This is a genomic window from Rhizobium sp. P44RR-XXIV (genome assembly GCF_001999485.2).
Lineage (GTDB): Bacteria > Pseudomonadota > Alphaproteobacteria > Rhizobiales > Rhizobiaceae > Rhizobium.
On sequence record NZ_MPVZ02000028.1, the window covers coordinates 1,820,877 to 1,833,800 of the forward strand.

General features: G+C 60.6%; 10 protein-coding genes. 4 read left to right on the forward strand and 6 right to left on the reverse strand.

Annotation, left to right across the window (positions count from 1 at the left end):
• Nucleotides 1-50: 50 nt before the first annotated feature.
• On the reverse strand, nucleotides 51-860 hold the full coding sequence (locus BSK43_RS26100; protein ID WP_077471321.1) for a MipA/OmpV family protein: 810 nt from the start codon (nucleotides 858-860) through the stop codon (nucleotides 51-53).
• 271 nt (nucleotides 861-1,131) lie between these two features.
• Here BSK43_RS26100 and BSK43_RS26105 point away from each other — a divergent pair, with 271 nt between their 5' ends.
• Complete coding sequence (locus BSK43_RS26105) at nucleotides 1,132-1,566, forward strand: hypothetical protein (RefSeq protein ID WP_068384792.1); 435 nt, start codon at nucleotides 1,132-1,134, stop codon at nucleotides 1,564-1,566.
• 70 nt (nucleotides 1,567-1,636) lie between these two features.
• Here BSK43_RS26105 and BSK43_RS26110 read toward each other — a convergent pair whose 3' ends face one another.
• The gene (locus tag BSK43_RS26110) at nucleotides 1,637-2,896 is read right to left on the reverse strand and encodes a cyclopropane-fatty-acyl-phospholipid synthase family protein (RefSeq protein WP_068384790.1); all 1,260 of its coding nucleotides are present in this window, start codon (nucleotides 2,894-2,896) and stop codon (nucleotides 1,637-1,639) included.
• 145 nt (nucleotides 2,897-3,041) lie between these two features.
• Nucleotides 3,042-5,351 carry a Tex family protein gene (locus tag BSK43_RS26115; RefSeq protein WP_077471322.1) on the reverse strand — a complete coding sequence of 770 codons (2,310 nt, stop codon included), beginning with the start codon at nucleotides 5,349-5,351 and terminating at the stop codon, nucleotides 3,042-3,044.
• Nucleotides 5,352-5,598: 247 nt separating this feature from the next.
• Here BSK43_RS26115 and purD point away from each other — a divergent pair, with 247 nt between their 5' ends.
• The 3 genes from purD (at nucleotide 5,599) to BSK43_RS26130 (ending at nucleotide 9,603) form a co-directional block, all read left to right on the forward strand.
• Nucleotides 5,599-6,867, forward strand: a complete 1,269-nt coding sequence (gene purD, locus BSK43_RS26120) for a phosphoribosylamine--glycine ligase (RefSeq protein WP_077471323.1) — start codon at nucleotides 5,599-5,601, stop codon at nucleotides 6,865-6,867.
• 111 nt (nucleotides 6,868-6,978) lie between these two features.
• On the forward strand, nucleotides 6,979-7,407 hold the full coding sequence (locus BSK43_RS26125; protein WP_068384781.1) for a plant virulence effector HPE1-like domain-containing protein: 429 nt from the start codon (nucleotides 6,979-6,981) through the stop codon (nucleotides 7,405-7,407).
• 378 nt (nucleotides 7,408-7,785) lie between these two features.
• The gene (locus tag BSK43_RS26130; RefSeq protein WP_077471324.1) at nucleotides 7,786-9,603 is read left to right on the forward strand and encodes a methyl-accepting chemotaxis protein; all 1,818 of its coding nucleotides are present in this window, start codon (nucleotides 7,786-7,788) and stop codon (nucleotides 9,601-9,603) included.
• 73 nt (nucleotides 9,604-9,676) lie between these two features.
• Here BSK43_RS26130 and BSK43_RS26135 read toward each other — a convergent pair whose 3' ends face one another.
• The 3 genes from BSK43_RS26135 to BSK43_RS26145 are packed head-to-tail and all read right to left on the reverse strand — an operon-like array spanning nucleotide 9,677 to nucleotide 12,756.
• Entirely contained in the window at nucleotides 9,677-10,171 is a 495-nt protein-coding gene (locus BSK43_RS26135) for a DUF523 domain-containing protein (protein WP_077471325.1), read from the reverse strand.
• Between the two features lie 13 nt (nucleotides 10,172-10,184).
• The gene (gene glyS, locus BSK43_RS26140) at nucleotides 10,185-12,299 is read right to left on the reverse strand and encodes a glycine--tRNA ligase subunit beta (protein WP_077471326.1); all 2,115 of its coding nucleotides are present in this window, start codon (nucleotides 12,297-12,299) and stop codon (nucleotides 10,185-10,187) included.
• A 1-nt stretch (nucleotide 12,300) separates the two neighbouring features.
• Nucleotides 12,301-12,756: a DUF559 domain-containing protein gene (locus tag BSK43_RS26145; RefSeq protein ID WP_077471327.1), complete on the reverse strand. Its 456-nt coding sequence runs from the start codon at nucleotides 12,754-12,756 to the stop codon at nucleotides 12,301-12,303.
• Between the last annotated feature and the right edge of the window lie 168 nt (nucleotides 12,757-12,924).

Here is a 12,924-nt window from a genome sequence, read left to right on the forward strand (position 1 = left end):
GTGACATCCGGCCTCGGAGGTCAAGCGGCGGGGTCGGAGCCCCGCTCATTTCAGTTCATCGTGAAGTTGAACTTGTAGCTGGCGGAGACACCGATCAGCAACTGATTGCGGTCGCCGCGCTCGCGCACGAGGCTGCTGTCACCAGCGGGGCCTGTCAGGCGGGTATATTCAAGGAACGTGCTGGTCGTCCAGTTCTGCGAAGCCTTCCATGTCAGGGCGCCGCCGAAACCGACGGACTTTACGCCGCCGCCCGGGTTATAGCGGCTCAAGCCCGATGCCGCCGACTCGCGCGCGTTAACGCCGTAATAGGTGTTGAAATAGTCGTTGGTGGCGAGCGTCATGCGCGGACCGGCCGAGGCGCGAAACTCCGGTGTGATATCGGTGAAGGCATCAACGGCCGCGTCGGCGACGAGGCCGCTATGGGCGCGGATGCCCTGGCGCACTTCGACGCGGGCCCGGAGCCAGTCCGTCGGATAGGCTTCGGCAAAACCACCGGCTTCCAGCCCCCATTTGGTCTTCTTCAACCCCCTCAACTCGCGCCCGTCGCCGCTATCGCGGCTCGGCACGAACTTGCCGACGATACCGACGCGGAAAGCGTCAGTCTCGATAAAGGCAAAGGAAGGATTGTCATTGCGGGAGGAGAAGCGTGGACCGGGGCCTTGCCGGCCGACGGAGATCAACGGCGCCCACTGAAGCTTGTTGTGCTTGCCACCCTCGAACTTCGGCGCAGAGAAACCGGCTGCACCGACGCTTAAGTACCAATCGCCCGACCAGAGATGCTGGCCGTCTCCCGCCGAGGCGGCGCCGGCGGAGGCAACAAGCAAGCTGAGAGTGAAAAACAGACGCGATTTTACAAACACAACGCAACTCCATAATACGCAATACAAAGGGCGATACACGCAGCCCTAGAGTTGCCTCAAACTATCCGGATCGCGTTACCGGTCTCTTAACCACAAGCAGCCGAATCCGGTGAGCAAGCCAAATTTAGGTTGAAATTTGCTGGCCCGCAGCCTGCGCCGATCTGTCGCGGTGATTTAAATGGGTTATGAGATACTCAATCATAGGTAATGGTCACTTGCGTGCTGCGGCGCATGATCATTCAAAGCCCCGGATCCTGCAGAAGAGAAACGAATGAAGACCACATCCCTGATTTCCCTAGGCCTGTTCCTCGGCATTGGCGTTGCACTGTCAGGTTGCGTCAGCGCACCGATCGGGGGCGCGAAGCAAAGCCATTTTTCAAGCAGGATCGCCCCCGGCAAGAAAACAAAAATCACGAGCACCTCGCTGGTGAAGCAGGACTGCACCTTTGCGGGCTTCCCCTATACCGGCGTTGTCAAAGAGCCAGCTCATGGCAAAGTCGATGTCGAACATGGTCCTGTCGCCGCGAAATTTGCGAAGGACAGCCCTGCTTTCATATGCAGCGGCAAAACCGTTCAGGGAAACATCATTTTCTACACGCCGAACCCGGGTTTCGCGGGCACCGATCAATTCACCATTCGCCTGACTGGATTGAACACAGACGGCACGGTGCAAGACGGAACATTCGTCGTTCACGTCGGGAAATGAATTTGAAATACAAACGCCGGCCCCTGGAAACCCAGGGGCCGGCGCAGCGAAAAGAACGGCAATTGACCGTTTAGAACGTTATCTTCTCCAGCGGCGCACGCGTTGCCTCGAACTCCTTCAGCTTCGCCTCGCGTTCCGCAATGTAGTTGCGGTTGTCGGGAACGGCGAACTGGTTCTTGGCGATCTGGATCTGCATGATGAAGAGCTCGTCCCAGCGGAAGCCCATTTCCGAGCCGGCCAGATAGAACTCCCACATACGGAAGAAATTCTCGTCATAGAGCGCAACGGCCTCGGCCTTGCGCGCCACGAAGTTGTTGCGCCAATGCCGCAGCGTGTAGGCATAGTGCATCGGCAGGGTTTCGATGTCCCTGGACAGCAAGCCGGCCTTTTCCAGCGGCGGCGTGGTCTCGCCGATCGACGGAATGTAGCCACCCGGGAAGATGTACTTCTCGATAAAGGCATTGGTCGCAAAGCTCGGCTTCGGACGCGCGATGGAATGCAGCAGCATGACACCGTTATCGTCGAGCAGCTCGGAGACCTTGTTGAAGAACTTGCGGTAATCGCCAATGCCGACATGTTCGAACATGCCGACCGAAACGATACGGTCGAACTTCTTGCCCTTGAGATAGCGGTAATCCTGCAGCTCGAAGCGCACGCGATCGGACAGGCCGCGCTTGGCGGCGCGCTCGCGCGAGACCTTCAGCTGTTCTTCGCTCAAAGTGATGCCGGTGACATCAAGGCCGGGATAGGCTTCGGCAAGATACATTGCCATGCCGCCCCAGCCGGAACCGATTTCCAGCACCCGCTGACCTGGCTCGACCAACAGCTTCGCGGCGATATGGCGCTTCTTGGCAACCTGCGCCTCGTAGAGGCTGATGCCCGGCGGATTGAAATAGGCGCAGGAATATTGCCAGTCCTCATCGAGGAAGAGATCGAAGAGCTTGGCCGACAGATCGTAGTGATGCGCAACATTGTATTTGTTGCGATTGATCGGTGAGCGGCTCTTGAGCTGCTGCCAGACGATGCGCCCCATGAGCAGGGCGGCCATGCGCAGGTCGAAGATTTCGTTCGTGGTATTCTGCTTCACCAGGGAGAGGAATTCATAAATATCCCCCTGCTCCAGTATGAAGCGTCCTTCCATGTACATTTCGCCGAGCTTCAAGGTCGGATCGCGCGCAATCGCGTCCTCCGCCTGCTGATCAGCGATGCGCACGACGATGGTTTCGCCGGTGCCGTCGCCGATCACCTGCGTCTCGCCGGAAGCGAGCGTGATTTTCAGCGAACCTTTACGGATGAGTTTCTTGACGAGAGATAGAAGTGCCGACGCCATGGACGCCTCGAATGTTATGACATGACATTAAGGCAGACTTTAGCGCCTCACAGTCCTGTGGCAAGATCAGCTTTTCGCTGTGATTGGCACTCTGACAACAACTGTGCCAGGGTGTGACATTCTTGCATAATCTCTCGCTAAGTCCTTATTTTCGTTTGATTGCTTCTGCCAAGGCAGCACCAAAACTACCCCGTTCCTCGGCCTTTGGACGGCTATTGCTGCTAACCCCAGCGTTGCGCGCACCACCTTGCTCGCGCGACTCACGTCCGGAAGGCGCCGCCACAGTGCTGCCATCTTTGCGCATGGAGAGGGCGATTCGCTTCCGCTTCACGTCGACTTCGACCACTCTCACCTTCACCACGTCGCCGGCCTTGACGACCTCATGCGGATCCTTGACGAAGCGATCGGCTAATTGCGAGACATGCACCAAACCGTCCTGATGGACGCCAATGTCCACAAAGGCGCCAAAGGCGGCGACATTGGTCACCGTTCCCTCCAGCAGCATACCGGGCTTGAGGTCGCTGATCTCATTGACGCCGTCGGCGAAGGTCGCGGTCTTGAAGCTCGGGCGCGGATCGCGGCCCGGCTTTTCCAGCTCGGCAATGATGTCGCGCACTGTGGGTAGACCGAACTTGTCGTCGATAAACTGGCGCGGGTCGATCGCCTTCAGCGCTACCGCGTCACCCATCAGGCTGCGCAGGTCGCGCCCGCAGGCGGCAACGATCTTCTTGGCCACACCATAGGCTTCCGGGTGCACCGAGGAGGCATCCAGCGGCTCCTTGCCGTTGGGAATACGCAGAAAGCCGGCGCATTGTTCGAAAGTGCGCTGGCCAAGACGGGCGACCTTCAGCAGATCCTTGCGGCTTGCGAAAGGCCCTTCGCCGTCGCGGTGCTTGACGATCGCATCGGCGATCGATGGGCCGAGGCCGGAGACGCGGGCAAGCAGCGGCGCCGAAGCCGTGTTCAGATCGACACCGACGGCATTGACCGCGTCTTCAACCACCGCATCGAGCGAACGCGACAGCTTCAGCTGGTCGACATCGTGTTGATATTGGCCGACACCGATCGACTTCGGTTCGATCTTCACCAGCTCGGCCAGCGGGTCCTGCAGGCGGCGCGCAATGGAGACGGCGCCGCGCAGCGAGACATCGAGGCCGGGGAATTCCAGCGCCGCGGTCTCCGAGGCGGAATAGACCGATGCGCCAGCCTCCGAAACGATGACCTTGGTCGGCTTCGGTGCGGGCAGTTCGGCCAGCATGTCGGTGACCAGCTTCTCCGTTTCGCGGCTGCCGGTGCCGTTGCCGATGGAAATCAGCTCGACCTTGTGTTTGCGGACGAGAGCCGCCAGCGTCGCCTGCGTGCCGCGCACATCGTTCCTTGGCGGGAAGGGATAGACCGTCGTCGTCTCCAGAAGCTTGCCCGTGCCGTCGACAACGGCGACCTTGACGCCGGTGCGGATGCCGGGATCGAGACCCATGGTGGCGCGCGAGCCGGCGGGCGCTGCCAGCAGCAGATCCTTCAGGTTGCGGGCGAAGACGTGGATTGCCTCTTCCTCGGCGCGTTCGCGCAGCTCCCGCATGAGATCAAGCGACAGCGACATGGAAAGCTTCACCCGCCATGTCCAGCTGGCGACATCCATCAGCCAGCGGTCGCCCGGTCGGCTTGGGCCGATCTCGTAGGCGGCGGCAATCATGCGCTCCACAGGCTTGTTCGGCGAGGCGGTATCCACGTCGATATCGATTGTCAGCGTCAGGAACTCTTCGTTCCAACCGCGCAGCATCGCCAGCGCGCGATGGCCCGGTGCAGTTGCCCAGCGCTCCTGATGCGCGAAATAGTCGGAGAATTTGGCGCCGGCCTCCTGCTTGCCGTCCACGACGGCCGCCTTCAGCGTGGCATTCGTCTTCATGTAGCCGCGCAGCTTGCCGAGCAGATCGGCATTCTCGGCAATACCTTCGGCTATGATATCGCGCGCGCCTTCGAGCGCCGTCTTCACATCGGCCACATCGGCCGTGATGAAGCCCTCGGCGAGAGCGGCGGGCTCCTTCGAGCGATCGGTGAGGATGGTTTCTGCAAGCGGACCGAGGCCGCGCTCTCTGGCGATCTCGGCGCGCGTGCGGCGTTTCTGCTTGTAGGGCAGATAGAGATCTTCCAGCTCGGCCTTGGTGCCAACCCTGGTGATCTTGCCCATAAGCTCGTCGGTCATCTTGCCCTGGCCGGTGATGGACTCGATGATGGCAGCGCGGCGGGCTTCCAGGTCACGGAGATAAACGAGCCGCTCCGCCAGCGTTCGCAGTTGCCCGTCATCGAGGCCGCCGGTCACTTCCTTGCGGTAGCGGGCAATGAACGGCACCGTCGCGCCTTCATCGAGAAGCTCGATGGCGGACTTGGCCTGCTCCGGGCGGGAATTGATCTCGGCGGCGATGGTTGCGGCAAGGGAACGAATATCGGCGGCCATGTGACTCTCTGAACTGGACAAAGGTTAGGGGACCATAAGCACGATCCCGCTGGCATAAGAAGCAGTTTTCGACGCGGACCATGCCGATCCGGCAGGGGAGCGGCGGTCTGGCGTCCAAAACCATACCCGCTTTAGCGACATAAAAAGGCAACGCAATGTTGGCGGCCACGCCTCCACAGGATTTGACGCTTGACCTTTGGCCCAACCCCGCTTAACCGCGCAAATGGATGCAACAAGAGGGCAAGCCATGAGAGTTCTGTTGATCGGATCGGGCGGACGCGAGCACGCTTTGGCCTGGAAGCTGGCGCAATCGCCACTCATGACGGAATTCTATGCCGCACCCGGCAATCCCGGCATCGCCGAACATGCAAAGCTCGTGGCACTCGATATCGATAATCATGACGCGGTCGTCGCATTCTGCAAGGAGAAGGCCATCGACTTCGTCGTGGTCGGACCGGAAGCCCCGCTGGTCGCCGGCATCGCAGATGCCCTGCGCGCCGCCGGCATCGCCGTGTTCGGCCCTTCCGCAGATGCGGCCCAGCTCGAGGGATCCAAGGGCTTCACCAAGGATATCTGCGCCCGCTACCACATTCCAACAGGCGCCTACCAGCGCTTCAACAATGGCCCGAAGGCGAAGGCCTATGTCCGTGCACAGGGAGCGCCGATCGTCGTCAAAGCCGACGGGCTTGCTGCCGGCAAAGGCGTTACAGTCGCCATGACGGTCGAGGAAGCGCTCGCCGCCATCGACGACTGCTTCGAAGGTGCGTTCGGCGAAGCCGGCGCGGAAGTGGTGATCGAAGCCTTTCTGGACGGCGAGGAAGCAAGCTTCTTTTGCCTTTGCGACGGCAAGCACGCTCTGGCACTCGCCACGGCCCAGGACCACAAGCGCGTCGGTGATGGCGACACAGGACCGAACACCGGCGGCATGGGGGCTTACTCCCCTGCTCCCGTCATGACCTCGGAGATGGTCGAACGCACGATGAAGGAGATCATCGAGCCGACGATGCGCGGCATGGCGGAAAGCGGCTATCCCTTCTCCGGCATCTTCTTTGCCGGGCTGATGATCACCGCCAAGGGTCCTGAACTGATCGAATACAATGTCCGATTCGGCGATCCGGAATGCCAGGTGCTGATGATGCGCCTGAAGAGCGACCTGCTGCCGCTGCTCTTTGCCTGCGCCAACGGCACCCTCGACCAGGTGAGTGCCGAATGGAGCGACGAGGCCGCGCTGACTGTGGTCATGGCTTCGAAGGGCTATCCAGGCTCCTACGCCAAGAACACGCCGATCGCTTCGCTGCCGGCCGATGGCGAAGGGGCAAAAGTGTTTCATGCCGGCACAGCCTTGAAGGACGGAGCGCTGGTGGCGACGGGCGGCCGGGTGCTCAACGTGACTGCGACCGGCACGACAGTCGGCGAGGCGCAGAAGCGTGCCTATGCCCTTGCCGGCAAGGTTGAATGGGAAAACGGCTTTTGCCGCGGGGACATCGGCTGGCGTGCAGTCGAGCGCGAGTCGTAAACATCGCGCCTATCCCGCATTCGGCCATCCATTAAATTTTTACCTAATCTCCTGACGGTATGGAAACAAAGGCTTGCTAATGTCTTCGTCAACCTAGACGGAGTTGTTGTTATGCGTTCCTTGCTTCTGACCTTGGCATGCGTATTGGCCGGCGGTACCGCCTTGGCCTCGTCTATACAGTCCATAGACAGCAGGGCGCATCGCGGTGACGGCAACATCATCGAGAAGAGCTGCGCTAATTGCCCTCCCCTCGCGCTGAAGACGGCCGAAAAGGAATACACCGTTCCGACGCTGACACCGGGCACACAATCGGTCGTCATCCGCACTGTCGACGGCGAGAAAAAGGTCGTGCGCACCGAGGCCTGGATGGGCGGCTCCCCGGTCATGTTCGTCAGCAAGCCGACGCCGGAAGCCCTGGCTGCGGCGGGCGAGCCCGCCGATGGCATCGACATGACGGCAACGACCGCAGCTCTGTCGCAAATTTCTACGCTTCCAGCGACCGCACCGCTCGATCTTTCCACCTTCCAGCTGCGCCAATAACAGCACAGTCTGCCTCCCATCGAAATCTGCCGATGTCTCGATGGATGATCAGTCATCACCGAGATATCAAAGAAATATATATTCTGATAATATTCTAAAAGACTAAATCATTAGTCAGGCACTGCAGTTGGCTTCATAGTTATGTACAAATAAAAATAAATATTACTTATCCAGAAGAAGCATATCTTCGGTTTCAAGTTTCCGGAAATACAACCAACCCCCTATAATTAAAGGTTTCTTAGACATAAAAAGCGATTTTACTGTCCACCGGACAGCAGCATGTCATTTCGAGCAGCGGCAAGCGTATTGAGGTTCTCTCAGGCGATCGCACAGGCGGTAGGATACCGCACCGGTATTCAATTACCTGTGGGAGACGTTATGAAAAATCTCAAGATCGCACATCAATTATTTGCCCTGCTTGGCGTCCTGATGGCCTGCTTCGCTGTGGCCACCTATTTTCAGATCCGGTCGCAGGCCGATTCCATCTATGACGACCGCTTCGATATGCTGCGCACGCAGGTCGAATCCGGCATATCCGTTCTGGACCAATATTATCAGCGTGAAAAATCCGGCGAGATGACGCATGAGGCCGCTCAGGCGGAGGCCTTCAAGCTGCTGTCGCATGTCAGTTTTGCGCCGGCCGGCTATCTCTTCGGCTTCGACTACAATGTCGTGCAGCGCATCCACCCAAGCCCGGTCAATATCGGCAAGGACATGTCCTCGCAGGTTGATAAGAACGGCACCCATTTCAGCAAGGAAATGGTCGAAAAGGGCATCAAGGGTGGCGGCCGGACGATCTATTACTGGAACAAGCCCGGCCATGCCGATAGCGAGTTCTTCCTAAAGGGCAGCTATTCCGCCGCCTTTGCTCCCTGGCAGCTGGTGCTCGGCTGCGGCGTCTACATGGACGACCTGCAGGCTCAGATCAACGCGACGATGTGGCGGGCGCTGCTGATCTGCGGTCTTGTCTTCGTCATCGGTATCGGTGCGGCCCTCTACTTCATTCGCGGCATAACGAGACCGCTTGCCGAGGTTCACGCCGCCCTCAAGGCAGTGGCTGACGAGGACGTCAAGGTGAGCATCCCCCATGCCGATATGCGCAATGAAATCGGCCTGATGGCCAAGGCGACGCAGGCGCTGCAGGAAAAGATCCGCGAACGCCATGTCCTGGCGGATCGCCAGGCCGCTCAGGAACTGGAGATCAGCAGCGAACGCGAGCAGAACCAGCGCCAGCAGCAGGACGAAGCCCGTGAGCAGGCGCGCGTCGTCTCCGTTATCGGCAGGGCGCTCGAAGACCTCGCCCAGGGGAACCTGACCATACGCTGCAGCGATCTCGGTACGGGTTACGAAGGCCTGCGCAACAACTTCAACGAGGCGCTGTCGCATCTGGAAGCCGCCATGGGACGCGTCAATGCCAAGGGCAACGACATCGGCCTCAGCAAGGAAGAGATTCGTCGCGCCTCCAACGAACTTTCGCAACGCACCGAGCGCCAGGCCGCCAGCCTTGAAGAAACCTCGGCGGCACTGGACGAGCTGACCGTCGCCGTCCGCCAGACCGCGGAAGGCGCACATGAGGCCAGCAAGCGTGTTCACGCCGTCAGCACCGAGGCTTCGCGCAGCGACGCCGTGGTTGCCCAGGCCATCGAAGCCATGAGCGGGATCGAGAAATCTTCGTCGGAGATCGGCAAGATCATCGGCGTCATCGACGAGATCGCCTTCCAGACCAACCTTCTGGCACTCAACGCCGGCGTCGAGGCCGCTCGTGCCGGCGAATCCGGCAAGGGCTTTGCCGTCGTCGCCCAGGAAGTGCGCGAACTGGCCCAGCGTTCCGCGGCAGCCGCCAAGGAGATCAAGGATCAGATCGCCCGCTCTTCCGGCCAGGTCGACCAGGGGGTTCGCCTTGTCGGTGAGGCAGGCGAGGCGCTGAAGCGCATCTCCGACCAGATCAAGGCCGCCAACGAAATCGTCTCGAAGATCGCCCACAGCGCCTCCGAGCAGGATACAACGCTGCGCTCGATCTCGTCTTCGATGAACCAGCTCGATGCCGCCACGCAGCAGAACGCCGCCATGGCGGAAGAAACGACGGCCTCGGCCGAGACGCTTGCCGCCGATACTGAAGATCTGCTGGCGCTCATCCGCGGCTTCCGTGTCAACGACGGCCATCCGGCCATGGATCACCGCCGCCGCGCCGCCTGAGCGGGGTAAGTCAGAAAAGCAAAACCGCCGGGCTGACGTCCGGCGGTTTTCGTTTAAGCTCCGACTGGTTGCCTCAGTCCGTCGTCTTCAGGCGCTCGACCAGCCTGTCGATCTCGCGATCGGAGTAAACCTCGATGCCGGCTCGCTGCAACAGCGCCGCCGTGACGCCCTGGCCGGTGTGCCGGGCACCGGAAAAGCTGCCGTCATAGATAAAGCCCGAGCCGCAGGATGGGCTGCCGTCGATCAGCAGGGCATAACGACAGCCGGTTTCCTCTGCGAGCGCCAGCGCATTTTCCGCCGCCTGAAGAAAATCCGCCGTGACGTCACCGCCCGCGATCTCCATTACCCGCGCAGTGCCGGCAAGCACGCCTTCACCGGTGGCTCCGCCCGCGATTTCGGCCGGCGGCCTGGGCACAGCCATGCCCGCAGACATTTCCGGACAGATCGTTACCAACAGCCCCTCCTCGCGCCAGCGATCAATCGCCGGATGGACGAGCGGCTTGGAACGGCCGTCATAGCGGACGGCATGGCCCATGAGGCAGGCGCTGACGAGGATCTTTCCGGTCATCGCGCCTCCATGCCTATCCCGCAATCTTCGAGAAGTCAGCGACCGTGCCCGTTGCCTCGCGGATCAGGCGCAGGAGCGCCAGGCGATTGGCGCGGATGGCGGCGTCTTCATCGTTGACGAGCACGTCTTCGAAGAAGCGGTCGACGGGCACGCGCAGCTTGGACAGTGCGGCCATGGCCGAGCGGAAATCTTCCTTGGCGATTGCATCCGATGCTTCCGCGGAAGCGGCTTTGACGGCAGCGAACAGATGCTTCTCGGCATCGAGCTTCAGCAGCGCTTCCGAAACGCTGTCGGCGACAACCGTCCCCTTCTTCTCTTCGGCGGCCAGAAGCTGGGTAGCACGCTTGGTGCCGGCCAGCAGGTTCTTGCCGTCCTCTGACGTGATGAAGGCCGTCAGCGCCTCGACGCGGCGGGCGATCATCAGCAGATCGTCGGTCTCCGGCGTCAGCACCGCGTCGATCAGATCATGACGGGCGCCGAGATCGCGCAGGTAGACCTTGAGGCGATCATGGAAGAACGCCAGCAGGTCGACATCCTTGGTGGTTGCCAGCAGCGGCACGCGCACGCCGCGTTCCAAGAGGATGCGGACGACGCCGAGGGCGGCGCGGCGCAGCGCGTAAGGGTCTTTCGAGCCTGTGGGCTTCTCGTCGATCGCCCAGAAGCCGACGAGCGTATCCAGCTTGTCGGCGAGCGCGACTGTGATCGCGACCTTGTCTTCGGGGACGCGGTCGGATGGGCCTTGCGGCTTGTAGTGATCCTCGATGGCTGCAGCGACGGAGGCGTTCTCGCCCTGCAGCACCGCATATTTGCGGCCCATGAGGCCCTGAAGCTCGGGGAATTCGCCGACGGCTTCGGTGCGCAGGTCGGCCTTGGCGAGCACGACGGCACGATCGACCAGAGCGGGATCGGCGCCGGTGATCTTGGCAAGTTCTGCGGCAAGTGCACGAATACGGGTGACACGCTCGCCCTGGCTGCCGAGCTTGGCATGGAAGGTAACACCAAGCGCATCGAGCTTGGCCATGCGCTGATCGAGCGGCTTCTTCAGGTCGAGCCCGAATTTGGCGGCGGCGGCTTCCAGCATTTCGAGATCGGGCAGATCGCCCTGGTCGCGCTTCCAGAAATGCAGCGCGTCGGACAGGCGGGCGCGTACGACCTTGCCGTTGCCGTGAATGATTTCCTTGCCGCCATCCGTCGCCTGGATGTTGGAAATGAGAATGAAACGGTTGGACAGCGTCTCTCCCACCTGCGGGCGGGTGACGAAACACTTCTGATTGGTCTTGATGGTGAGGCGGATGATTTCCGAGGGGATCGAGAGATAGTCTTCCTCGAAGGAGCCCATCAGCACCTGTGGCCACTCGACCAGACCGGATACTTCTTCCAAGAGGCCTTCATCCTCGACCAGTTCCAGGCCGTTGGCAAAGGCGATATCGCGGGCGTCATGCAGGATGATATCCTTGCGGCGCTCGGCATCCAGAACGACCTTGGCCTTTTCCAGGCTCGAGACATAATCCTCAAACCGCTTGACCGTGATCGCATCAGGCGCATGGAAGCGATGGCCGTAGGTGACGTTGGAGGCAACGATGCCATCGATCTCGAAGGGGATGACGACGGTCTCTTCATGCTCGGTGCCGAAGGTGCAGACGATCGACTGCAGCGGGCGCACCCAGCGCAGCGAGCCGGGCCTGGCGGATGCCTTGCCCCAGCGCATGGATTTCGGCCAGGGAAAATTTCTGACGATATCGGGCATCACGGCAGCGACGATTTCCTCAGCCGAACGGCCCGGCTTGGAAATGATCGCGACGTAGAAATCGCCCTTCTTCGGGTCACTCTGCACCTGCGCTTCGGAAACGGAGGAAAGGCCGGCGCCACGCAAAAAGCCTTCGATCGCCTTTTCATTGGCGTCGGTGCGCGGTCCCTTGCGCTCCTCGCGCACATCGGCCGAGCGCGCCGTCAGGCCGCGAATATCGAGCGTGAGGCGCCGCGGCGTCCAATATTCCCTGGCCCCCTCATAGGAAAGACCCGCCTCGACCAGGGCATCCGTCACCAGCTTCTTCAGATCGCCGGCAGCCTTGCGCTGCATACGGGCGGGAATTTCCTCGGAGCGGAGTTCGAGCAGGAGATCGGGCATGTCAAGGTTCCTCACCCTCCCCTTGAGAGAGAGGGTCGGCACGGCGTGCCGGAGTGGCGTGAAAACGGTCGGCCTCTGCTAGCAAAATTTGCCGCTGCTGCACAATGGCAAATATCGTATCCAGAACAGCCTCAATTTCATCCATGACCTCGGCATTCCAGAATCTTAAGACATGATAGCCTTGGCTTTCGAGATAGGACGTTCGCTCGGCATCATAGCGCCTGGCCATGTCTTCTGCGTGCTGGCTGCCATCAAGCTCGATAATAAGGCCGATCTGATGACAGGCGAAATCAGCGAAATAGCGTCCGATCGGAACCTGACGGCGAAAGTGCGTCCCTTCGATCGGAATGCGCCATAAATGCTTCCAGAGCTTGGTTTCCGCATCCGTCGAACCGGCACGTAAGCGGCGGCTATTGGCAATCTTGAAGCGATCCAGTTTGGAGGGCTTTTTGGGCATTAACGATCCATATCTCTTGAGATAGCGCCGCTCCCAACACCCTCCCCTTGAGGGGGAGGGTCGGCCGCAGGCCGGGGTGGGGTGATCGCGGCAACCTCCGCAGCCAAACAACAGTCACCCCCACCCGCCGCTTCGCGGCGACCTCCCCCCTCAAGGGGGAGGTGTGTA

Bases quoted from the DNA above. Each gene is read 5' to 3' on its own strand.
- BSK43_RS26105 (WP_068384792.1), top strand. From the start codon at position 1,132: ATGAAGACCACATCCCTGATTTCCCTAGGCCTGTTCCTCGGCATTGGC.
- BSK43_RS26110 (WP_068384790.1), bottom strand. From the start codon at position 2,896: ATGGCGTCGGCACTTCTATCTCTCGTCAAGAAACTCATCCGTAAAGGT.
- BSK43_RS26115 (WP_077471322.1), bottom strand. From the start codon at position 5,351: ATGGCCGCCGATATTCGTTCCCTTGCCGCAACCATCGCCGCCGAGATC.
- purD (WP_077471323.1), top strand. From the start codon at position 5,599: ATGAGAGTTCTGTTGATCGGATCGGGCGGACGCGAGCACGCTTTGGCC.
- BSK43_RS26125 (WP_068384781.1), top strand. From the start codon at position 6,979: ATGCGTTCCTTGCTTCTGACCTTGGCATGCGTATTGGCCGGCGGTACC.
- BSK43_RS26130 (WP_077471324.1), top strand. From the start codon at position 7,786: ATGAAAAATCTCAAGATCGCACATCAATTATTTGCCCTGCTTGGCGTC.
- BSK43_RS26135 (WP_077471325.1), bottom strand. From the start codon at position 10,171: ATGACCGGAAAGATCCTCGTCAGCGCCTGCCTCATGGGCCATGCCGTC.
- glyS (WP_077471326.1), bottom strand. From the start codon at position 12,299: ATGCCCGATCTCCTGCTCGAACTCCGCTCCGAGGAAATTCCCGCCCGT.
- BSK43_RS26145 (WP_077471327.1), bottom strand. From the start codon at position 12,756: ATGCCCAAAAAGCCCTCCAAACTGGATCGCTTCAAGATTGCCAATAGC.